The following is a 21060-nucleotide window of genomic DNA, read 5'->3' on the forward strand; positions in this document are numbered from 1 at the left end:
GCTATTAATCTTACAGCGTTATTTTTTGGCTTCCGCCCATTTCCCATCAACGTAAAACGCCGACCAGTTTGTCGCTTTGCCGTCTTTTTCCGACGCAACATACTGCTGTTTCGTTTTACGACTAAAACGGACAATGGTCTTATTCCCTTCCGGATCCTGTTGCGGCGCATCCGCCAGATAACGCAGTTTTTCCGGCAAACGGTCGCGGAAGCGATATAACTCTTCCACTAACGGTGCACGCGTTTCGCGCGATTTCGGGAAGGTGTTAGCCGCAAGGAAAACCCCGGCTGCGCCGTCACGCAGAACGAAATACGCGTCCGATTTTTCGCACGGCAGTTCCGGCAACGGAACCGGATCTTCTTTCGGTGGCGCGACTTCGCCATTACGCAGGATCTTACGCGTGTTTTTGCAGTCGTCGTTGGTACAGGCCATGTACTTACCGAAACGTCCCATTTTCAGGTGCATTTCAGAGCCACATTTTTCACACTCAACCACCGGACCGTCATAACCTTTGATGCGGAACTCGCCCTCTTCGATTTCATAACCGTCACAGGTCGGGTTATTACCGCAAACATGTAGTTTACGTTTCGGATCGATCAGGTAGCTGTCCATCGCCGTACCGCACTTTGTACAACGGCGTTTGGCGCGCAACGCATTGGTTTCCGCGTCGTCGCCTTCCAGCACGTTCAATACTTCGTTTTCCGGCACCAGGTTAATGGTGGTTTTGCAGCGCTCTTTTGGTGAAAGTGCATAACCGGAGCAACCGAGGAACACCCCGGTACTGGCAGTACGGATCCCCATCTTACGACCGCAAGTCGGGCAATCAATGCTGGTAAGCACCATCTGATTCGGGCGCATGCCGCCTTCATCCGGATCTCTTTCCGCCTGGTCAAGTTGACGGGAGAAATCACCGAAGAAACTGTCCAGCACCTTCTTCCATTCCGCTTCGTGGTTTGCCACCTGGTCGAGACGGTCTTCCATCTGCGCGGTGAAATCGTAATTCATTAACTCACGGAAGTTTTCTTCCAGACGGTCGGTAACAATTTCACCCATTTTTTCCGCATAGAAGCGACGGTTTTCCACGCGCACATAGCCACGGTCCTGAATGGTCGAAATGATCGACGCATACGTTGACGGACGGCCAATACCACGTTTTTCCAGCTCTTTAACCAGTGACGCTTCACTAAAGCGCGCAGGCGGTTTGGTGAAGTGCTGAGCCGGCGTCAGATCAATCAGCGACAGGACATCACCCGTGTTTACCGCTGGCAGCGTACGGTCTTCATCGCCTTTACGCAGCGCTGGCATCACCTTCGTCCAGCCATCGAAACGCAAAATGCGACCGCGTGCTTTCAGGCGATAATCACCCGCGCCCACGGTAATAGTGGTGGAGTCGTATTGCGCCGGCGTCATCTGACAGGCGACAAACTGGCGCCAGATCAGTTGATACAGTTTCTGCGCATCAGTTTCCATATCTTTTAGGGCGTCAGCCTCAACCCCAACATCGGAGGGACGAATCGCTTCGTGCGCTTCCTGGGAGTTCTCTTTGCTGGCGTACTGGTTGGCATTTTCCGGCAGATATTTTTTGCCGTACTTATCACCAATAAAGGTACGCACCATGCTGACCGCATCCTGACTCAGGTTGGTGGAGTCAGTACGCATATAAGTGATGTAACCCGCTTCGTACAGACGCTGGGCCATCATCATGGTTTTCTTCACGCCGAAGCCAAGACGGGTACTTGCCGCCTGCTGCAGTGTGGAAGTAATAAACGGTGCGCCCGGCTTGCTGCTGGTCGGCTTGTCTTCGCGCTCAAGCACCGTATAACGGGCTTTTTCGAGCAGGCTAACTGCCGCCATCGTTTGTTCGCGGTTAACCGGACGGAAAGGTTTATCCCCTTCGTGCGTCACCTGGAGTGGCAGAGAATCGCCACCTGGCGTTGCGGCATTAGCGTCAACTTCCCAGTACTCTTCCGGAACGAAGGCTTTAATTTCGCGTTCACGCTCAACTACCAGACGCACAGCAACCGACTGTACTCGGCCAGCGGACAGGCCACGGGCAATCTTCTTCCACAACAGTGGAGAAACCATGTAACCCACTACGCGGTCCATAAAGCGCCGCGCCTGCTGGGCATTCACACGATCAATGTTCAGCTCGCCCGGCTTTTCGAACGCCTGGCGAATCGCATTTTTGGTGATTTCGTTAAACACCACGCGGCTATAGCGCGTTTCATCGCCACCGATCACTTCCCGCAGGTGCCAGGCAATGGCTTCCCCTTCGCGGTCAAGGTCGGTTGCGAGATAGATATGGTCGGCTTTTTCAGCGAGCGATTTCAGCTCAGAAACCACCTTCTCTTTTCCGGGCAGCACTTCATAGTGCGCATCCCAGTTGTGCCATGGGTCAATGCCCATGCGATTGACGAGAGCGCCGCGTTCATCCTTTTTAGGCTTCTTAGCCGTTTTGGTGGAGGCAGAGTCAGCGCTCTTTTTAGGTGCTGAGCCACTGGTCGGCAAATCGCGGATATGACCTACGCTGGATTTCACCACGTAGTCATTACCCAGATACTTATTGATCGTTTTGGCTTTTGCCGGGGACTCAACGATGACGAGAGCTTTACCCATATTCACCTTTACCTAATAAAATTCTTCCAGGAATACGTCGCACATTGATTCACCTTCCGCTGGCGACGAGCCAATGATATTGCGGTGGCGACAATGGATATCAACCCTTTTCTTGACCATAAGCGAAAGTAATCGCTAGCAGATGATTGAGTTAACAGGCTTTTTCGCTAGTCTACGATACAGCACGACGATTTTACGGTCGAATGTCAAGCAAATCTGTTGCCAGATTGACGAAAGGGTCACACTGTACCTGATAAAATTTGTTACGCAACTTTATTAGCATGCAAATTCGAATCACGCCAGCACTACCGTAACGGGAAACCCCTTGCCTGCGCAGGGAAAATTTGCCCCTGGGCCGCGTGGGGCGTAAACTTGTTAAATTTTTAAGGAGGGGCGAAATGGAGCCGACTAAGCAACCTATCGATCGTCAGTCTCTGCTTGAGCTGGCAAACCAACTTATCCGCGATCATGAAGACACACTGTCCGGCATTGAAGCAACCGGCGTAAGCCAGCGCAACGGGGTGCTGGTGTTCAGCGGCGAGTATTTTCTGGATGAACAGGGGCTGCCGACCGGGAAAAGCACTGCGGTGTTCAATATGTTCAAATATCTGGCGCATGAACTGTCTGAAAAATACCATCTGATCGATTAAACAAAAACGCGAGGCCATGGCCTCGCGTTTTTGTTTGTACTCGCCTTACATCAGCGGTTTCTGTCCGCGCTGCCACCAGCGCATCAACAACCGGTCTGCGCTTTCTGCAGCACTTCCGGTAAAGCGGTCGATGAGCTTTTTGCGCTGCTGATAGCGCAAGCCAATGACCTCATGGCTCTCAAACAGCCCCAGCAGCAGCTCGTCACTGGTACCGACCGCATCGACCAGCCCTTTTTCCAGTGCCTGAGAACCATACCAGTGCTCGCCGGTCGCTACCTGTTCTATATCCAATTGCGGGCGCATCTGATGCACAAAGCCTTTGAACAGGTCATGCGTTTCATTGAGGCTCTCGCGGAATTTCTGCCTTCCCTCTTCGGTGTTTTCACCCAACAGAGTCAGCGTGCGTTTGAACTGCCCGGCGGTATGCAGTTCGATATCAATCTCTTTACCTTTCAGGAAGCGGTTGAAGTTGGGGATCTGCGCCACAACGCCAATCGATCCAATAATAGAAAACGGCGCCGCAACAATTTTATCCGCCACGCAGGCCATCATATAACCGCCGCTGGCGGCGACTTTATCAACCGCGACGGTGAGCGGAACCTGCTTATCGCGCAGACGCTGCAACTGCGACGCAGCCAGCCCGTAACCATGAACAACGCCACCGGGGCTTTCCAGACGGAGAACCACCTGATCTTCTGGCTTCACCAGCGTCAACACTGCGGTTACCTCTTCGCGCAGCGCGCCCACTTCATGGGCATCCATGCTGCCTTTAAAGTCCAGCACCCAGGCGCGTGGTTTGCCCGCTGAGGCCATGTCGCCAGATTTTGCTTTGGCCTTTGCCGCTTTTGCATCCTGTTTGGCTTTTTTCTTTTGGGCTTTATGCCACAGCTTTTGCTGCTGGCTGTCCAGCAACGCCACAGCCATCTCTTCCTGCATTTCCTTATAGTCTTCGCTCATGCGGGTAATACGTAATTCCCCCCGCTGACGTTTGCGCTGTGTCAGATTAACAATAAGAATTGCGACCACCGCAATCGCAACCACAACAGTCGCAATTTTGGCTAAAAACAAACCATATTCAGACAGTAATTCCACGCATTCCACCTTGGTTCAGCCACTTAACAATCGCATTCAGTGTACATGAGCCTTTCTGGCGAGTCTCGCATTGCCACCCTTTCGGATATTCAGTCGACCAGTTTCAGCACATTCCGCTATACATTATCCCAACGCACGGGAGACTCTCTGCCAGACTGATTGAAATCGCTTTCTGTTTCAGGCATAAAGCCAACACGATTTAAAAACGGGTTGAGACCAAGGAGTTAGCGTGCATTACCAGCCACAACGCGACCTGTTGCGAAACCACATTATTCTGGTCACCGGCGCCAGTGACGGCATCGGCAAAGAGGCGGCGCTGACTTATGCCCGCTACGGCGCGCGCGTCATCTTACTGGGGCGTAACGAAGACAAACTCCGGGCCGTTGCCGGGCAAATAGCGTCCGAAGGCGGCCAGGCCGCCAGCCTCTACACACTGGACATGGCAACCTGTACACCCGATGATTGCCAGCGCCTCGCTAACGAGATAACGCAACACTACCCGAGACTGGACGGTGTGCTACATAACGCTGGCGTGCTGGGTGATGTTTGCCCAATGAGCGAACAGCAGCCAGCCGTCTGGGATAACGTAATGCAGGTTAACGTCAACGCCACCTTCTATTTGACCCAGGCGCTCCTTCCTTTATTACTCAAAGCGGAAAGCGGCTCGCTGGTCTTCACATCGTCAAGCGTTGGCCGCCAGGGCCGTGCAAATTGGGGGGCCTATGCCGCCTCTAAATTTGCCACCGAAGGCATGATGCAAGTGCTGGCTGAGGAGTACCAAAACCGTTTACGGGTCAATTGCATCAACCCGGGCGGTACCCGGACGCAGATGCGCGCCAGCGCCTTCCCGAGCGAAGATCCGCAGAAATTAAAAACGCCAGCCGATATTATGCCGCTCTATCTATGGCTGATGGGCGATGACAGCCGTCGCAAAACAGGCATGAGTTTTGATGCTCAGCCAGGACGAAAACCGGGGATATCACAATGAGTGAAGAACGTTACCAGCAACGCCAGCAGCGGGTGAAAGACAAGGTCGAAGCCCGCGTGGCGGCAGCGCAGGAAGAGCGCGGCATCATTATCGTTTTTACCGGCAATGGTAAAGGCAAAACCACCGCTGCATTTGGCACCGCCGCACGTGCCGTCGGCCACGGAAAGAAGGTCGGTGCCATCCAGTTTATTAAAGGCACCTGGCCTAATGGTGAACGTAATTTACTGGAACCGCACGGGGTCGAATTTCAGGTGATGGCAACCGGGTTCACCTGGGACACGCAAAACCGCGAGAGCGACACTGCCGCCTGCCTTGAGGTATGGACACATGCGCAACGTATGCTGGCGGACGAATCGCTGGATATGGTGGTGCTCGACGAGTTGACCTATATGGTGGCTTACGATTACCTGCCGCTGGAAACCGTTCTTGATGCGCTGGAAAAGCGCCCGGCAAACCAGACGGTGATCATCACCGGTCGCGGCTGTCACCGCGATATCCTGGAGATTGCCGATACGGTCAGTGAACTGCGCCCGGTAAAACATGCTTTCGAAGCGGGCGTCAAGGCACAGATTGGTATCGACTATTAAGACACCGCTGGCAGCAGCGTAGCAATGCGGCACTGCTGCCATGCCAATTATTTGTTCAACCATCACACTCGCCCACACATGTGACAGTGTCACGCTTTTCCAGCGCAATATGGCGGAAATTATAATATGCGGGAACGAGAGGACGTTTCCGCCAAGGTAACCGGAAACGTCAGGGAATTAGCCGTTGCTGTTACGCCCACCGGAACGACGGCTACCCGGTGCCTGACGATTGCCTGACACCTGACTGTGGCGTTTTACCGCACGACGAATCTGATTGGCTTTCATGCGGCGACGATCTTTTTCGACCGCCACTTTTGATGCAGTTTCCGGCGGCAACCCTACCAGCTCGCGCAGGTAGTTGGTTTGGGCCAGATCCAGTTCGGTATAACCACCGCGCGGCAATCCTTTCGGCAGTGGAATGTCGCCGTAGCGCACACGAATAAGACGGCTAACCTGCACGCCAACCGCTTCCCACAGGCGACGCACCTCGCGGTTACGCCCTTCGGTCAGGGTCACGTTATACCACTGGTTGATCCCTTCACCACCGCTAAATTTAATGGTTTTGAATGCTGCCGGACCATCTTCCAGTTGAACGCCACGTGACAGTTCACGCACCTTGGCCTCTTCAATCTGGCCGAATACACGCACCGCGTATTCACGTTCCACTTCACGGCTTGGGTGCATCAGGCGATTCGCCAGTTCACCGTCGGTGGTGAACAGCAGCAGACCACAGGTGTTGACGTCAAGACGTCCAACCGCAATCCAACGGGCGCCGCGCAGTTTTGGCAGACGATCAAAAACGGTCGGACGGCCTTCCGGATCGTTACGCGTGCACAGCTCACCTTCTGGTTTGTAATACGCCAGCACGCGGCAGATTTGTTCAGCGGACTCTTTTATCGAGATAAGATGACCGTCGATGCGAATTTTCAGCGCCTGGGTCACTTCAACGCGATCGCCCAGCGTGGCAATCTTGCCGTCTACGCTGACGCGGCCTGCTTCGATGATGGTTTCGATTTCACGGCGGGAGCCGTGGCCAGCTCGCGCCAGCACTTTCTGTAACTTTTCGCTCATAGAGCTTCCTCGGGTGTCGCCTTCACAGGCGTCGAATAAGGTCATCAGGCCACTGCGGCGCCTGTGAAATGGCCGCGTAGTATAGCGGCTTGCTTCATTATAGGAAAGGTTTAACGTCGCCGACGCCTTCACGAATAACAACCGGGGCATCGTCGGTAAGATCGACCACCGTTGTCGGTTGTTGCCCCAGATACCCGCCATGGATAATCAAATCGACCAGCTTTTCCAGACGGTCTTTAATTTCATCCGGATCGGACTCGGTAAATTCGCTGCCAGGTAGCATCAGCGAGGTAGAGAGCATCGGCTCGCCAAGGGTATCGAGTAACGCCAGCGCAATTGGATTCGCCGGGACACGCAGACCGATGGTTTTACGTTTTTCCTGTAACAGGCGACGCGGCACCTCTTTCGTTCCTTTCAGGATAAAGGTGTAGTTACCTGGGGTGTTATTTTTGATCAGACGAAAAGCCACATTATCGACGAACGCATAGGTCGATAGCTCAGACAAATCGCGGCACATCAGGGTAAAGTTGTGGCCATCCGGCAATTGACGGATACGGCAAATACGCTCCATCGCCCCTTTGTCTTCAATTTTACAGCCTAACGCATAGCCGGAATCGGTAGGGTAAACAATCACCCCGCCTTTACGGACAATCTCAACGGCCTGGGTAATCAGACGCGGTTGAGGATTTTCCGGATGAATATAAAAAAACTGACTCATACTTCCCTCTCTTCACTGTTTTGCGGCTGCTCCCATTTGCACCAGACGCCCTCAACATCAGCCGGTAGCCAAAGCTTGCGCCCCAACTCAATCCATGGACATGGCTGATGGAAATCCGATCCCTGCGAGGCCAGTAAACCAAACTGGCGGGCATACTCGGCGAGTTGTTTACGCTCATTGGGAGCCTGCTGGCATTGGGCAACTTCCATCGCCTCTCCGCCGCTTTGGGCAAAATGCGCCAGCAGTCTTTTCAACCATTTAGCGGAGAGATCATATCGACCCGGATGGGCCAGGACCGCCGTTCCGCCAGAATGATGAATCACTTCAATAGCTTGTTCTATTGTACACCACTGCGGTGGAACATATCCGGTTTTCCCGCGCGCAAGATACCTTTTGAATACATCGGCCATATTGGTGGCTTTGCCGCACTCCACCAGGAAGCGGGCAAAATGGCCACGCGTGACGGCAGCCCCTTGCGCCAGTCGCTGCGCGCCCTCCCATGCGCCCGGAATATGCGCCTTTTCCAGCCGCTCGGCAATCAGTCTGCCGCGCTGCTGGCGTCGTTCATGCTGATCTTGTAAAAATGTACACAGCGTCGGGTTTTCGATATCCATATTCAGCCCCACGATGTGGATCTCGTGGTTTTCCCAGACGGTGGAAATCTCCACACCGCTAATGAGTTTGAGTGCCAGCCCGGCACGTTCAATTTCTTCACGCGCAGCGGGAATGGCGGCGGTAGTGTCGTGATCGGTAATCGCCAGGGTCCCTACGCGCATTGCAACCGCACGGTGGACCAGTTCTTGTGGTGTCAGGACGCCATCGGAGGCAATAGTGTGGCTGTGCAGGTCATAAATCACTGCGTAATTCGTGTCGCTCAAAAGCGGCTCCCGTGGCCGATAAAACAATAACTGTGCCCTATCATAACGTTCTGCGGCGATTTTCTGAAATCGAGGGTTGACTTTCCTCGCTCGAACCAGTTAACTAGTACGCAAGTTCACTCCACGAGGTATCACTGATGAATATGCATATTTCCGTTAACCGCTGGTGGCGCACTCCCTGACATTGGGCAGTGTTTCACGTGCGTATTCAGCACACCGATACCCGGCCCGCCAACTGAGCGGGCTTTTTTTTGAACACATTTATGAGAGCAACTATGCAAACGCAAAAACCGACACTCGAATTGCTCACCAGCAACGCGCTGTACCGGGAGAACCCGACCGCGTTATTCCATCAACTGTGTGGTGCACGCCCGGCAACCTTGTTGCTGGAATCCGCCGATATCGACAGCAAAAACGATTTAAAAAGCCTGCTGCTGGTGGATAGCGCGCTGCGCATTACCGCACTGGGTGACACTGTCACTATTGAGGCGTTAACGCAAAACGGCGCGTCTCTGTTACCGCTGCTGGATGCCGCGCTTCCGGCTGGTGTAGAAAACACCGTCCGGGCAGATGCTCGCGTATTACGTTTTCCGCCCGTCAGCACCCTGCTCGACGAAGACGCACGCCTGTGTTCACTCTCTGTTTTCGATGCCTTCCGTCTGTTACAGGGGCTGGTCGAAGTCCCTGCCGATGAGCGCGAAGCCATGTTCTTCGGCGGCCTCTTTGCCTACGACCTGGTGGCCGGATTCGAAGATTTACCCGCGCTGCGCCATGACCGTCGCTGCCCGGACTACTGCTTTTATCTGGCAGAAACCTTACTGGTGATCGACCATCAGAAGCGTCACACCCGCATTCAGGTGAGCCTGTTTTCCGCCGATGCTGACGAAAAAGCGCGACTGACTCAACGAATTGAAACCCTGCATGAACAATTAAATGTGCCGCCAGGGCCATTGCCGGTTGAATCTGTCAGCGATATGCGCTGCGAATGCAACCAGAGCGATGAAGAGTACGGTGCGGTTGTGCGTCAGATGCAAAAAGCGATTCGTGCCGGTGAGATTTTTCAGGTCGTGCCGTCTCGTCGTTTCACCCTGCCGTGCCCGTCACCGCTGGCCGCCTATGAAGTACTGAAAAAGAGCAACCCAAGCCCGTACATGTTCTTTATGCAGGACAATGACTTCGCCCTGTTTGGCGCCTCGCCGGAAAGTTCTCTCAAATATGATGCCACCTCACGCCAGATTGAAATCTACCCGATCGCCGGAACTCGCCCACGCGGACGTCGCGCCGACGGTTCCCTGGATCGTGACCTGGACAGCCGTATTGAACTCGAAATGCGTACCGACCATAAAGAGCTTTCCGAGCATCTGATGCTGGTTGACCTCGCGCGTAACGATCTGGCGCGCATTTGTACTCCAGGCAGTCGCTATGTGGCAGATCTGACCAAAGTCGACCGCTACTCCTTCGTAATGCATCTGGTTTCGCGTGTGGTCGGTGAACTGCGACAGGACCTGGACGTGCTCCACGCCTATCGCGCTTGTATGAACATGGGCACGCTCAGTGGGGCCCCAAAAGTACGCGCCATGCAGCTTATTGCCGATGCAGAAGGCTCCCGCCGTGGCAGTTACGGCGGCGCGGTGGGCTATTTCACCGCCCACGGTGACCTGGATACCTGCATCGTGATTCGTTCTGCCTGGGTCGAAGACGGTGTCGCCACCGTTCAGGCAGGCGCTGGCGTGGTACTGGATTCAGTGCCGCAATCAGAAGCCGATGAAACACGTAATAAAGCCCGCGCGGTTCTGCGCGCCATTGCTAAAGCGCATAACGCTCAGGAGACCTTCTGATGGCTGACATTCTGCTGCTCGATAATATCGACTCATTTACCTATAACCTGGCGGATCAGTTGCGCGCCAGCGGGCATAACGTGGTGATTTACCGTAACCATGTACCGGCACAAACCCTGATTGACCGCCTGGCGACCATGAAAAACCCGGTGCTGATGCTCTCGCCAGGGCCAGGGGCGCCGTCAGAAGCAGGCTGCATGCCTGAGTTGCTGACCCGCATGCGCGGCAAACTGCCGATTATCGGCATCTGTCTGGGACATCAGGCAATTGTAGAAGCCTATGGCGGCTATGTCGGTCAGGCAGGCGAAATCCTGCACGGTAAAGCCTCAAGCATTGAACATGACGGTCAGGCCATGTTTGCCGGGCTTGCGAACCCGCTGCCGGTGGCGCGCTACCATTCACTGGTGGGCAGCAACATTCCGGCAGGGTTAACCATCAACGCGCATTTTAATGGCATGGTGATGGCCGTGCGTCACGATGCGGATCGCGTGTGTGGCTTCCAGTTCCATCCGGAATCCATTCTGACTTCGCAAGGCGCCCGCTTGTTGGAACAAACCCTGGCCTGGGCGCTGCAGAAACTGGAGCAGACCAATACCCTGCAACCAGTACTGGAAAAACTGTATCAGGCGCAAACCCTGAGCCAACAGGAAAGCCACCAGCTTTTCTCTGCCGTGGTGCGCGGCGAGCTGAAGCCTGAACAACTGGCCGCAGCGCTGGTCAGTATGAAAGTGCGTGGTGAGCACCCCAATGAAATCGCCGGGGCGGCCACCGCGTTACTGGAAAATGCCGCGCCGTTCCCACGCCCGGACTATCCGTTTGCCGATATCGTGGGCACCGGTGGCGACGGCAGCAACAGTATCAATATTTCCACCGCCAGCGCTTTTGTGGCGGCGGCCTGTGGGCTTAAGGTTGCCAAACACGGTAACCGCAGCGTTTCCAGCCGTTCCGGCTCATCCGATTTACTGGCAGCTTTCGGCATTAATCTGGATATGAATGCGGATAAATCCCGCACTGCGCTGGATGAACTGGGGGTCTGTTTCTTATTTGCACCGAAGTATCACACCGGGTTCCGCCACGCGATGCCGGTGCGCCAGCAGCTTAAAACGCGCACCTTGTTTAACGTCCTGGGGCCATTGATTAACCCGGCGCACCCGCCGCTGGCGTTGATCGGTGTTTACAGCCCGGAACTGGTGTTACCCATTGCCGAAACTCTGCGTGTTCTGGGCTATCAACGTGCGGCCGTTGTGCACAGCGGTGGGATGGATGAGGTGTCACTGCATGCTCCGACGGTAGTGGCTGAATTGCGTGACGGCGAGATCAAAAGCTACCAGCTTACCGCTGCTGATTTCGGTCTGACGCCCTATCACCAGGAGCAACTGGCAGGCGGCACACCGGAAGAAAACCGTGACATTCTGACACGCTTACTACAAGGTAAAGGTGAAGCCGCCCATGAGGCCGCCGTCGCTGCAAATGTCGCCATGTTGATGCGTTTACATGGTGAAGAGGATTTGCAAGCTAACGCGCAAAAAGTTTTGCAGGTGCTGCACAGCGGCGCCGCCTATGACAAAGTCACCGCACTTGCGGCAAGAGGGTAAAGAATGCAAACCGTATTAGCAAAAATCGTCGCGGATAAGGCGATTTGGGTAGCCGCCCGCAAGGAGCAGCAGCCGCTGGCCAGTTTTCAGAATGACGTGGTGCCGAGCACTCGTCGCTTCTACGACGCCCTGCAGGGTACGCGCACCGCGTTTATCCTGGAATGCAAAAAAGCATCCCCGTCAAAAGGGGTGATTCGCGATGATTTCGACCCGGCGCGAATCGCCGGGGTTTACAAACACCATGCGTCGGCCATCTCCGTACTGACCGACGAGAAATATTTCCAGGGCAGTTTTGATTTCCTGCCTGTTGTCAGCCAGATCGCGCATCAGCCGATTCTGTGTAAGGACTTCATTATCGACCCTTACCAGATTTATCTGGCGCGCTTTTACCAGGCCGATGCCTGCCTGCTGATGCTCTCGGTACTGGATGATGAGCAATACCGCCAGCTCTCTGCCGTCGCCCACAGCCTGAGCATGGGTGTACTGACCGAAGTCAGCAATGAAGAAGAGCTGGAGCGCGCTATCGCGCTTGGGGCAAAAGTGGTCGGCATCAATAACCGCGACCTGCGCGATCTGTCCATCGATCTGAATCGTACACGTCAGTTGGCTCCGCGCTTGGGCGCAGGGGTAACGGTTATCAGCGAATCAGGGATTAATACTTACGCCCAGGTGCGTGAACTGAGCCATTTCGCCAATGGTTTCCTGATTGGCTCCGCGCTGATGTCTCATGACGATCTGGACGCTGCCGTTAAACGCGTTTTGCTTGGCGAAAATAAAGTCTGCGGCCTGACGCGTCCGCAAGATGCGCTGGTCGCTTATGAAGCGGGAGCGATTTATGGCGGTCTGATTTTCGTTGCCTCTTCCCCCCGTGCCGTCAACGTCGCCCAGGCCCGCACGGTTATGGCGGGCGCACCGCTCCAGTATGTTGGTGTGTTCCGTAATGCGCCGGTCGAAACCGTGTCGGCCAACGTGGAGCAACTGGGGTTAGTCGCCGTACAGTTACACGGCAGTGAAGACCAGCACTATATCGACACACTGCGTAAGCAGTTGCCGGATAGCGTAAAAATCTGGAAGGCGCTGAGCGTGGGCGACACCCTGCCGGCCCGCGACCTGAACCATGTCGATAAGTATGTGTTTGATAACGGCCAGGGCGGTAGCGGTAAGCGTTTTGACTGGAGCCTGCTGTCAGGGCAAACGCTGGACAACGTACTGCTGGCAGGCGGACTTGGCGCAGATAACTGCGTGGAGGCGGCCAAAACCGGCTGTGCCGGACTCGATTTCAATTCAGGCGTAGAGTCTGAACCCGGGAAAAAAGACGCCGATAAAGTGGCCTCGGTATTCCGAACTTTACGCGCTTATTAAGGAAGAAAACCATGACGACATTATTAAACCCGTATTTTGGTGAGTTTGGTGGCATGTATGTGCCGCAAATCCTGATGCCTGCACTGCGTCAGCTGGAAGAAGCCTTTGTCAGCGCGCAAAAAGATCCTGAATTTCAGGCGCAATTCACCGATTTACTGAAAAACTACGCCGGTCGCCCGACCGCGCTGACTAAATGCCAGAACATTACCGCAGGGACCAATACCACCCTGTACCTGAAGCGTGAGGATTTACTGCACGGCGGCGCACACAAAACCAACCAGGTATTAGGACAGGCGCTGCTGGCCAAACGGATGGGTAAAACGGAAATCATCGCCGAAACCGGTGCCGGGCAGCACGGTGTGGCATCGGCGCTCGCCAGCGCTCTGCTCGGCCTGAAATGCCGCATCTACATGGGCGCGAAAGATGTGGAGCGTCAGTCGCCAAACGTCTTCCGTATGCGCTTAATGGGCGCAGAGGTGATCCCGGTACACAGCGGCTCCGCCACCCTGAAAGATGCCTGTAATGAAGCGCTGCGCGACTGGTCTGGCAGCTACGATACCGCGCACTACATGCTCGGTACCGCCGCAGGCCCGCACCCCTTCCCGACCATTGTGCGTGAATTCCAGCGGATGATCGGTGAAGAGACCAAAGTGCAGATCCTCGAAAAAGAAGGCCGCCTGCCGGATGCCGTCATCGCCTGCGTGGGCGGCGGCTCCAATGCGATCGGCATGTTTGCCGATTTCATTGAAGAGACCAGTGTTGGCCTTATTGGGGTCGAACCTGCCGGACACGGTATCGAAACCGGTGAACACGGCGCGCCGCTTAAGCATGGCCGCGTGGGGATCTATTTCGGAATGAAATCCCCAATGATGCAGACCGATGAAGGCCAGATCGAGGAGTCGTACTCTATCTCTGCGGGGCTGGATTTCCCGTCCGTGGGGCCACAGCACGCTTATCTGAACAGCACCGGTCGTGCGGATTATGTCTCTATTACCGATGACGAAGCACTCGAAGCCTTTAAGACGCTGTGCCGCCACGAAGGGATTATTCCGGCACTCGAATCCTCCCACGCCCTGGCCCATGCGCTGAAAATGATGCGTGAGAACCCGGAAAAAGAGCAACTGCTGGTGGTTAACCTGTCTGGCCGTGGAGATAAAGATATCTTCACCGTACACGATATTTTGAAAGCGCGAGGGGAAATCTGATGGAACGCTACGAGACACTTTTTAAACAATTGAAGAAACGCAAGGAAGGTGCATTTGTTCCCTTTGTCACGCTGGGCGATCCCTCACCTGAGCAATCACTGAAAATCATCGATACGCTGATTGAAGCTGGCGCCGATGCACTGGAATTAGGGATCCCGTTTTCAGACCCTCTGGCAGATGGCCCGACCATTCAAAACGCCACGCTGCGCGCCTTTGCCGCAGGCGTCACGCCGAGCCAGTGTTTTGAAATGCTGGCCGCGATTCGCCAGAAACATCCGACGATCCCGATTGGCCTGCTGATGTACGCCAACCTCGTCTTTAGCCGCGGTATAGATGAGTTCTATGCCCAGTGCGAGAAAGCGGGTGTCGACTCAGTGCTGGTCGCCGATGTGCCAGTGGAGGAGTCTGCGCCGTTCCGTCAGGCCGCGCTGCGGCATAATGTCGCGCCGATCTTCATCTGCCCGCCAAACGCCGATGACGAGTTGCTGCGTCAAATCGCCTCGCACGGTCGCGGTTATACCTATCTGCTCTCCCGTGCCGGGGTTACCGGGGCGGAAAACCGTGCCGCGTTGCCGCTCCACCACCTGGTCGAAAAACTGACCGAGTATCATGCTGCACCGCCATTGCAAGGGTTTGGTATCTCTGCGCCTGACCAGGTGACCGCAGCCATTGATGCGGGCGCTGCCGGGGCAATATCAGGTTCCGCTATCGTCAAAATTATTGAGAAGAACCTTGATAAACCTGCCGTGATGCTCGAAGAACTTGGCGCATTTGTCCGGGCGATGAAAGCCGGCACTCGTCAGTAATGCCTCCTGACGCCCGGCCCACCGCCGGGCGTTTTTTTCCGCTCACTGAAACAGCGTCTGCCCCCATGCACAGCCCCATTTCACCAATAGCACTCATTCTTTGCTGATGCATCTGTCTTATTATTCGTTTTTCAGCGGCCTGTCGTTTCCCGTTTCTTCACCCGGTGGCTGACTGTTAACTACAACACAATCCTGACTCGCGACGGCTATAGCGGGTCAATTCTGCGTTGCCTGCATAACGCTAAGGCTTAATAATGTCGCGGATATGTGGGACACGGATGACAGTAAACAACGTAGCGTATTCATCATCCGTCAGACGCTGATGTCTTTAATGGGAAGGATGTCCATATGTTTAATAAAGCCGCATTGATAAGAGGCTGGTTTACAATTGCGACGATTTTCACCTGTTTCACCCTTGGCAGTTATATTGGCCATTACTATTTTGCCGGTTCACGTATTCCATGGCTTATAGGGGTTATTGCCGCAATAGTCATCAATTGGGGATCATACGGTGTGCTGAAAAAACTCACCTGAATTTCTCGTTGATAAAAACTGGCCACCCTTATGCGGCCAGTTTTTTATAGTGCCTGTCAGAAGCGATAACCAGCAGCGAACATAAATACCCACGGATCGAGCCGCGTACTCACGCTTTGCTGAGCGCCTCCCGCTTTAAAACGAACGTCCGTATCAATATCCATGTACCAGACCGAGGCATTAATCAGCCAGTTACGGTTAATTAAATAATCCACCCCTACCTGTCCTGCCGCGCCCCAGGAATTTTTCAGGCTTAAATCAGAAAGTCCAGCCGATTTACCCGTATCGTTGAATTTTTCATCAAAGAACATGGTGTAGTTGATACCCGCACCAATATACGGGCGGACTTTACTTGCGGCATCACCAAAATACCACTGTGCCATGAGCGTTGGGGGCAAGTGGTGAACGGTTGCGATATTACCGGTTGGGCCGGTCCCTACTTTATGACGAAACGGGGTCGCTGCCAGCAATTCCACGCCAACGTTGTCCGTTGCCATATACGTCATGGTCAGTCCGAGCTGGGTATTATTATCGACGTTAAAACTTCCCAGACTCCCTAACACATTATCCGATCCCTCCGTCGGCCTCACAGTCGCGGAACCGGCACGCATGAAAAATTCCCCCGCTTCATGCGCATACGCACCTGCGGAAAGACTGCTGAGGATCAATGCTGCCACGGCTAATTTATTCATATCCACTCCATGTATGTGGTTTTTCATAGGCGCCGTGAATATACCTATAAATAAGTACATCGTGATCCAATCTGGATCACATTACATTCGTTAATTTAACATTTATTGATCTGAGTTAATTTTGACTGTCAGTTCACACTTTTAGTTTTTGTATTCACATCAATTTTGCCGTTTAAACTTGCTAAAAAAATCGTCATCGCCCCCTCTTGCCGACGCGTGTTCGTGGGTCTACTTTAATGAACTCACAATTTGAATTGATGCGTAGTTATTGCAGGTGTGCCATGAGTGATCTCAACCCGTGCATGTCGTGCGGAGCCTGTTGTGCTTATTTTCGTGTCTCTTTCTACTGGGCCGAGGCGGATGACGCTGGCGGTTCCGTACCGGCTCAACTGACTGAGCCTGTCACCCCTTTTTTACGCTGTATGCGCGGAACCAATCAGAAGCGAAGCCATTGTGTCGCGCTGGAAGGCATTCCGGGTGAGTCAGCGCGTTGCCGTATTTATGAGCAACGACCATCTCCTTGCCGCGAATTTATGATGTCGGGCGAGAATGACGAGGCCAATGAGGCCTGCGATCGCGCCCGTGCGTATTACGGATTACCACCGCTTTACAAAGATATGCTTTTCCATACATCCACGGAGGCTGCCACCGATGACGCTTTCAGGGTACAATTGTGATGAATTTAACATTGCAGAACTCAAGGAGAGTGCATGTCTATCACGGCAGAATCCGTTTACCGTGACACGGGGAATTTTTTTCGTAATCAGTTTGTTACCATTTTACTGATTGCACTTCTATGTGCATTTATTACAGTGCTGTTAGGGCGCGTCTTTTCGCCCAGTGACGCCCAGCTTTCGATCCTGGGTGAAGGTGATTATCTGGCGGAAAGCACCGGGTTGTTTGACCTGGTGCGCAATATGACGCAGGAACAGCAGCAGGTATTGCTACGCTTATCAGCGGCAGCCACCTTCTCCGGTTTGATTGGGAATGCCATCCTGGCGGGCAGCACGTTGATGATGATCCGGATGATCTCTGCAGGGCAACGCGTTAGCGCGCTTCGTGCTATCGGTGCCAGTGCGCCGGTTTTGCCCGCGCTGTTTATCCTGTTCATGTTGACAACCTTTATGGTGCAAATCGGCATGATGTTCATCTTCGTACCCGGCGTATTACTGGCTATTTTGCTGGCGTTCGCACCGGTGATGATGGTTCAGGATCGCGCGGGCGTCTTCTCGGCGATGCGCGGCAGTATGCGTCTGGGCTGGAACAATATGCGTCTGGTCGCGCCTGCGGTCATCGGCTGGTTGCTGGCAAAAATCGCACTGCTGATGTTTGCACATAATTTAGCGTTTCTTACGCCGGAAGTCGGTGCGGTGGTCGCAAACACGGTGAGCAACATGATATCTGTCGCTTTGCTCATTTATCTGTTTCGCCTGTATATGCTGATACGTCAGTGATTTTTCGCCTGCGATAGCAGGCAATTTAACGGAACCGTAGAATGAAGCAGTTTCTTGATTTTCTCCCACTGGTGGTGTTTTTCGCTTTTTACAAGCTGTATGACATTTATGCAGCAACAACAGCTTTGATCATCGCTACGGCTGTTGTCCTGATTTATAGCTGGGTGCGTTACCGTAAAGTCGAAAAAATGGCGCTGATTACTTTTGTACTGGTGGCCGTTTTCGGTGGACTGACGATTTTCTTCCACAATGACGAATTCATTAAATGGAAAGTCACGGTTATCTACGCCCTGTTTGCCGGTGCCTTGCTGTTTAGCCAGTGGGTAATGAAAAAACCACTTATCCAGCGCATGCTGGGTAAAGAGCTCACCCTGCCACCGGTAGTATGGGAGCGCCTCAACCTTGCCTGGGCGCTGTTTTTCATCCTTTGTGGTCTGGCCAATATTTATATCGCCTTCTGGCTGCCACAAAATATCTGGGTGAATTTCAAAGTGTTTGGCTTAACGGCGCTGACTCTTATCTTTACCGTATTAAGCGGTGTTTATATCTATCGTCACATGCCGCAGGACGATAAACCCTGAGTGGCACATAAAAAACCGGGCACGGCCCGGTTTTTTTTCTACATATCAGCTTATCTAATTGTTTTCAGCCATAAATCCATAGTAGCATCCCGCCAGAATCCCCCCTTCTTTATTGATGAGATAACCATGTCTAACACTCAGGATGCACCGCAGGGTGAACTTGTTCTGCGCACACTGGCAATGCCGGCAGATACCAATGCGAACGGTGATATTTTTGGCGGCTGGCTGATGTCGCAGATGGATATGGGCGGTGCGATCCTTGCTAAAGAGATCGCCCACGGACGCGTCGTCACTGTCCGCGTCGATGGCATGAGTTTCTTGCGCCCTGTCGCCGTGGGCGATGTGGTGTGTTGTTATGCGCGCTGTGTGAAACGCGGTAATACGTCGGTTACCATCAACGTCGAAGTCTGGATTAAAAAGGTCGCCTCAGAACCTATTGGTCAACGTTATAAAGCCACGGAGGCACTGTTTATATATGTTGCCGTGGATAACGAAGGTAAACCGCGACCACTGCCCGTGCAGGCATAAAAAAAGCCTCCATCAGGAGGCTTCCTTGCTTAATCCATTGTCGCGCCACCGTCCATACGGAAGATAATATTAACCGTGATGCCGGTGCCCGGTTTACCCGGTTCATAACGCCATTTACGCATGGCCGTTTTCACCTCACGCTCAAACATGTTCGCCGGCTGTGCTGAAAGAATTTCCACGTTGTCGATACGGCCATCCTGTAGTACGTCAAATTTCACGCGAACACGTCCTTCAATACGCAAGGCTTGTGCACGCGGCGGATATTGAGGCTGGGTGCGGCTTAATACGCGCGGGCCTGCCGGGACCGACGGCACAGGTTTGGTGGCGATGGCTGGCGCGTTATTCATCGCCGGGCGCGGCGGAGCGTTACTTTCTACCGGTGCCGCCGGGCGGGGTTCTGCCGGTTTTGCTTCACGCTTAGGCTGCTCGACTTTTTTCTCCGGTTTCGGCTTCGGTTTAGGTTTTGGCTTCGGTTCAGGTTTGTGGATCACCACCGGCGCTTCTTTTGGCGGCTCGGGAACGGGTTCCGGCTCGGGTTCCGGCTCCACAACGGGTTCTGGTGGTGGCTGCACCGCCTGCGGCGGCTCCAGCTCTGCCGGTGTCACCATGGTCACCGTAATCGGCGCAGCGGGTGCCGGTAATTCAATAACCTGATGTACCGAGGCATACAAGATGGCCGCCACGACAGCGCCATGCATACCGACGGACAACAGTGTCGGCCAGGGAAAGCGGCGGGGTAAATCAAGGGCCATTGAAGTCATAATCGTTTCAGTTGAAAAAGCAAAGCTAGATTCTAAATGCAAATAGCAATCATATTCAACCAGCCATCGCGTCTGACCCAGATTTTGCGCGCATACGGTTAAAAAAAGCGCACTCTGAAAGAGGATATTCACGCGTCATCATCTTTGCGTTGCAGGCACTTATGGATTCACATAACGTAGTTGTTTTCTCATCATGAAGGAGCCCTACCCGTGCTTTATGTAATTTTCTCACAGGACGTTGCTGATTCCCTCGAAAAACGCCTTTCCGTGCGCCCGGCTCATCTGGCACGTCTGCAATTGCTGCATGACGAAGGTCGTTTATTAACGGCAGGCCCTATGCCAGCCGTAGACAGTAACGATCCGGGTGCGGCGGGTTTTACCGGCTCAACCGTTATCGCAGAATTTGAATCTCTGGAAGCGGCGCAGTCCTGGGCCGACGCGGACCCGTACGTCGCGGCGGGTGTTTATCAGCACGTCATCGTTAAGCCGTTTAAGAAGGTTTTTTAAGTTGGTTTTTAATCCATATAAATCAATTGATTATACTTTTTATAAATCTTAGAATGGAAAATAAGGACACATTGGAGTACGCATTATTCTTTGTGTCCTTTTTATTACTCACAAAATGGGGTACCGTCCTCATCCGCACGGTTAACAATCCACTTCGCGCCTCCAAAGTAATTCGCACCATCCCGATCCTGCTTTAGCCCTTTCGGCATTCTTCCATCTCCTATACTTTAAACCTGACCAATCGGAGGTGTTCATGTGTGTACGATTTACCCTGGTCCAAACGCGTGAAGAATGCCTGGCTTACCTTGCAGATGAAAGTACACATGATTTCTAGAACTCTCCTGCGCACACCTTCATTGAGCTCTGAAATGGCTTTATAGAGTCTTGATATTTCGACGGATGACTCATAAAGATACTCCATTGCCCGCTCGAGGCTGCTAATGCCAATTTTCGCCAGATAAAGATCAAAGCCGAATCCGCATTTCGCCCCGGACAGGCCAAGTCCAGCCATAACGTCAGTGCCGGTAAGACTTTCTGATGCAGTGGCGTTGCGTACGGAAAAGCAAAACGGGAAACATTATGCAATCAGCACATACC

At 53.6% G+C, this 21060-nt stretch carries 21 protein-coding genes, 1 pseudogene and 1 other annotated feature; of the genes and pseudogenes, 14 read left to right on the forward strand and 8 right to left on the reverse strand.

The genetic code is table 11. The features are described from left to right. Nucleotides 1–18: 18 nt before the first annotated feature. Complete coding sequence (gene topA / locus ABIB59_RS16750) at nt 19–2616, reverse strand: type I DNA topoisomerase (protein ID WP_039076930.1); 2598 nt, start codon at nt 2614–2616, stop codon at nt 19–21. A gap of 398 nt (nt 2617–3014) precedes the next feature. On the opposite strand from topA, the gene ABIB59_RS16755 reads away from it, so the two are divergent. Next, entirely contained in the window at nt 3015–3266 is a 252-nt protein-coding gene (locus tag ABIB59_RS16755) for a YciN family protein (RefSeq protein WP_039076929.1), read from the forward strand. 45 nt (nt 3267–3311) lie between these two features. Here the strand turns inward: ABIB59_RS16755 and sohB are convergent, their stop codons facing one another. Beyond that, complete coding sequence (sohB, locus tag ABIB59_RS16760) at nt 3312–4358, reverse strand: protease SohB (RefSeq protein WP_039076928.1); 1047 nt, start codon at nt 4356–4358, stop codon at nt 3312–3314. Nucleotides 4359–4587: 229 nt separating this feature from the next. Here sohB and ABIB59_RS16765 point away from each other — a divergent pair, with 229 nt between their 5' ends. Beyond that, nucleotides 4588–5346, forward strand: a complete 759-nt coding sequence (locus tag ABIB59_RS16765) for a YciK family oxidoreductase (RefSeq protein ID WP_039076927.1) — start codon at nt 4588–4590, stop codon at nt 5344–5346. Next, on the forward strand, nt 5343–5933 hold the full coding sequence (gene cobO / locus ABIB59_RS16770) for a cob(I)yrinic acid a,c-diamide adenosyltransferase (RefSeq protein ID WP_071194082.1): 591 nt from the start codon (nt 5343–5345) through the stop codon (nt 5931–5933). The genes ABIB59_RS16765 and cobO overlap by 4 nt, the downstream gene beginning before the upstream one ends. Before the next feature lie 177 nt (nt 5934–6110). Here the strand turns inward: cobO and rluB are convergent, their stop codons facing one another. The 3 genes from rluB to rnm all read right to left on the reverse strand — a co-directional run bounded on the left by rluB (nt 6111) and on the right by rnm (nt 8600). After that, on the reverse strand, nt 6111–7004 hold the full coding sequence (gene rluB, locus ABIB59_RS16775; RefSeq protein WP_039076925.1) for a 23S rRNA pseudouridine(2605) synthase RluB: 894 nt from the start codon (nt 7002–7004) through the stop codon (nt 6111–6113). Between the two features lie 97 nt (nt 7005–7101). Then, entirely contained in the window at nt 7102–7722 is a 621-nt protein-coding gene (locus ABIB59_RS16780; RefSeq protein ID WP_039076924.1) for an L-threonylcarbamoyladenylate synthase, read from the reverse strand. Beyond that, on the reverse strand, nt 7719–8600 hold the full coding sequence (rnm, locus tag ABIB59_RS16785; RefSeq protein ID WP_039076923.1) for an RNase RNM: 882 nt from the start codon (nt 8598–8600) through the stop codon (nt 7719–7721). Before rnm ends, ABIB59_RS16780 begins: the two co-directional genes overlap by 4 nt. A gap of 158 nt (nt 8601–8758) precedes the next feature. After that, nucleotides 8759–8853 (forward strand) — a sequence feature (Trp leader region). Nucleotides 8854–8875: 22 nt separating this feature from the next. Here rnm and ABIB59_RS16790 point away from each other — a divergent pair. The 6 genes from ABIB59_RS16790 to ABIB59_RS16815 all read left to right on the forward strand — a co-directional run bounded on the left by ABIB59_RS16790 (nt 8876) and on the right by ABIB59_RS16815 (nt 15940). Then, complete coding sequence (locus ABIB59_RS16790) at nt 8876–10438, forward strand: anthranilate synthase component 1 (RefSeq protein WP_107224632.1); 1563 nt, start codon at nt 8876–8878, stop codon at nt 10436–10438. After that, nucleotides 10438–12033, forward strand: coding sequence for a bifunctional anthranilate synthase glutamate amidotransferase component TrpG/anthranilate phosphoribosyltransferase TrpD (gene trpD / locus ABIB59_RS16795; RefSeq protein ID WP_079497526.1), 1596 nt, complete (start codon nt 10438–10440; stop codon nt 12031–12033). Before ABIB59_RS16790 ends, trpD begins: the two co-directional genes overlap by 1 nt. Nucleotides 12034–12036: 3 nt before the next feature. After that, a complete protein-coding gene (gene trpCF / locus ABIB59_RS16800; protein ID WP_354036240.1) occupies nt 12037–13395 on the forward strand; it encodes a bifunctional indole-3-glycerol-phosphate synthase TrpC/phosphoribosylanthranilate isomerase TrpF in 1359 nt (452 codons plus the stop codon). Between the two features lie 11 nt (nt 13396–13406). Further along, complete coding sequence (gene trpB, locus ABIB59_RS16805; protein WP_079497527.1) at nt 13407–14600, forward strand: tryptophan synthase subunit beta; 1194 nt, start codon at nt 13407–13409, stop codon at nt 14598–14600. Further along, on the forward strand, nt 14600–15406 hold the full coding sequence (gene trpA, locus ABIB59_RS16810; RefSeq protein ID WP_354036242.1) for a tryptophan synthase subunit alpha: 807 nt from the start codon (nt 14600–14602) through the stop codon (nt 15404–15406). Before trpB ends, trpA begins: the two co-directional genes overlap by 1 nt. A gap of 348 nt (nt 15407–15754) precedes the next feature. Next, nucleotides 15755–15940 carry a hypothetical protein gene (locus ABIB59_RS16815; protein WP_071194076.1) on the forward strand — a complete coding sequence of 62 codons (186 nt, stop codon included), beginning with the start codon at nt 15755–15757 and terminating at the stop codon, nt 15938–15940. A 56-nt stretch (nt 15941–15996) separates the two neighbouring features. On the opposite strand, the gene ompW is transcribed toward ABIB59_RS16815, so the two are convergent. Continuing rightward, a complete protein-coding gene (gene ompW / locus ABIB59_RS16820; protein WP_039076916.1) occupies nt 15997–16632 on the reverse strand; it encodes an outer membrane protein OmpW in 636 nt (211 codons plus the stop codon). A gap of 281 nt (nt 16633–16913) precedes the next feature. Here ompW and ABIB59_RS16825 point away from each other — a divergent pair, with 281 nt between their 5' ends. The 4 genes from ABIB59_RS16825 (at nt 16914) to yciA (ending at nt 19195) form a co-directional block, all read left to right on the forward strand. After that, nucleotides 16914–17309 (forward strand): YkgJ family cysteine cluster protein, encoded by a 396-nt coding sequence (locus ABIB59_RS16825; protein ID WP_039076915.1) that lies wholly within the window; start codon nt 16914–16916, stop codon nt 17307–17309. 33 nt (nt 17310–17342) lie between these two features. Beyond that, the gene (locus ABIB59_RS16830; RefSeq protein WP_039076914.1) at nt 17343–18086 is read left to right on the forward strand and encodes a YciC family protein; all 744 of its coding nucleotides are present in this window, start codon (nt 17343–17345) and stop codon (nt 18084–18086) included. A gap of 41 nt (nt 18087–18127) precedes the next feature. Beyond that, a complete protein-coding gene (locus ABIB59_RS16835) occupies nt 18128–18667 on the forward strand; it encodes a septation protein A (RefSeq protein WP_039076913.1) in 540 nt (179 codons plus the stop codon). Between the two features lie 126 nt (nt 18668–18793). Then, nucleotides 18794–19195, forward strand: a complete 402-nt coding sequence (yciA, locus tag ABIB59_RS16840; protein WP_079497530.1) for an acyl-CoA thioester hydrolase YciA — start codon at nt 18794–18796, stop codon at nt 19193–19195. Between the two features lie 29 nt (nt 19196–19224). Here yciA and tonB read toward each other — a convergent pair whose 3' ends face one another. Continuing rightward, the gene (tonB, locus tag ABIB59_RS16845; protein WP_082027048.1) at nt 19225–19947 is read right to left on the reverse strand and encodes a TonB system transport protein TonB; all 723 of its coding nucleotides are present in this window, start codon (nt 19945–19947) and stop codon (nt 19225–19227) included. A 219-nt stretch (nt 19948–20166) separates the two neighbouring features. Between tonB and ABIB59_RS16850 the strand changes: the two genes are divergently transcribed. Then, a complete protein-coding gene (locus ABIB59_RS16850) occupies nt 20167–20463 on the forward strand; it encodes a YciI family protein (RefSeq protein WP_039076911.1) in 297 nt (98 codons plus the stop codon). Nucleotides 20464–20683: 220 nt separating this feature from the next. Here the strand turns inward: ABIB59_RS16850 and ABIB59_RS16855 are convergent. Further along, nucleotides 20684–20998: pseudogene (locus tag ABIB59_RS16855) on the reverse strand (hypothetical protein); the annotation flags it as partial. Between the last annotated feature and the right edge of the window lie 62 nt (nt 20999–21060).

It is taken from the genome of Citrobacter sp. UYEF32, assembly GCF_040546205.1.
GTDB lineage: Bacteria > Pseudomonadota > Gammaproteobacteria > Enterobacterales > Enterobacteriaceae > Phytobacter > Phytobacter diazotrophicus.

Bases quoted from the DNA above. Each gene is read 5' to 3' on its own strand.
- ABIB59_RS16830 (WP_039076914.1), top strand. From the start codon at position 17,343: ATGTCTATCACGGCAGAATCCGTTTACCGTGACACGGGGAATTTTTTT.
- ABIB59_RS16755 (WP_039076929.1), top strand. From the start codon at position 3,015: ATGGAGCCGACTAAGCAACCTATCGATCGTCAGTCTCTGCTTGAGCTG.
- ABIB59_RS16780 (WP_039076924.1), bottom strand. From the start codon at position 7,722: ATGAGTCAGTTTTTTTATATTCATCCGGAAAATCCTCAACCGCGTCTG.
- rluB (WP_039076925.1), bottom strand. From the start codon at position 7,004: ATGAGCGAAAAGTTACAGAAAGTGCTGGCGCGAGCTGGCCACGGCTCC.
- yciA (WP_079497530.1), top strand. From the start codon at position 18,794: ATGTCTAACACTCAGGATGCACCGCAGGGTGAACTTGTTCTGCGCACA.
- tonB (WP_082027048.1), bottom strand. From the start codon at position 19,947: ATGGCCCTTGATTTACCCCGCCGCTTTCCCTGGCCGACACTGTTGTCC.
- trpCF (WP_354036240.1), top strand. From the start codon at position 12,037: ATGCAAACCGTATTAGCAAAAATCGTCGCGGATAAGGCGATTTGGGTA.
- cobO (WP_071194082.1), top strand. From the start codon at position 5,343: ATGAGTGAAGAACGTTACCAGCAACGCCAGCAGCGGGTGAAAGACAAG.
- ompW (WP_039076916.1), bottom strand. From the start codon at position 16,632: ATGAATAAATTAGCCGTGGCAGCATTGATCCTCAGCAGTCTTTCCGCA.
- trpB (WP_079497527.1), top strand. From the start codon at position 13,407: ATGACGACATTATTAAACCCGTATTTTGGTGAGTTTGGTGGCATGTAT.
- ABIB59_RS16815 (WP_071194076.1), top strand. From the start codon at position 15,755: ATGTTTAATAAAGCCGCATTGATAAGAGGCTGGTTTACAATTGCGACG.
- ABIB59_RS16835 (WP_039076913.1), top strand. From the start codon at position 18,128: ATGAAGCAGTTTCTTGATTTTCTCCCACTGGTGGTGTTTTTCGCTTTT.
- trpD (WP_079497526.1), top strand. From the start codon at position 10,438: ATGGCTGACATTCTGCTGCTCGATAATATCGACTCATTTACCTATAAC.
- topA (WP_039076930.1), bottom strand. From the start codon at position 2,616: ATGGGTAAAGCTCTCGTCATCGTTGAGTCCCCGGCAAAAGCCAAAACG.
- ABIB59_RS16790 (WP_107224632.1), top strand. From the start codon at position 8,876: ATGCAAACGCAAAAACCGACACTCGAATTGCTCACCAGCAACGCGCTG.
- trpA (WP_354036242.1), top strand. From the start codon at position 14,600: ATGGAACGCTACGAGACACTTTTTAAACAATTGAAGAAACGCAAGGAA.
- ABIB59_RS16825 (WP_039076915.1), top strand. From the start codon at position 16,914: ATGAGTGATCTCAACCCGTGCATGTCGTGCGGAGCCTGTTGTGCTTAT.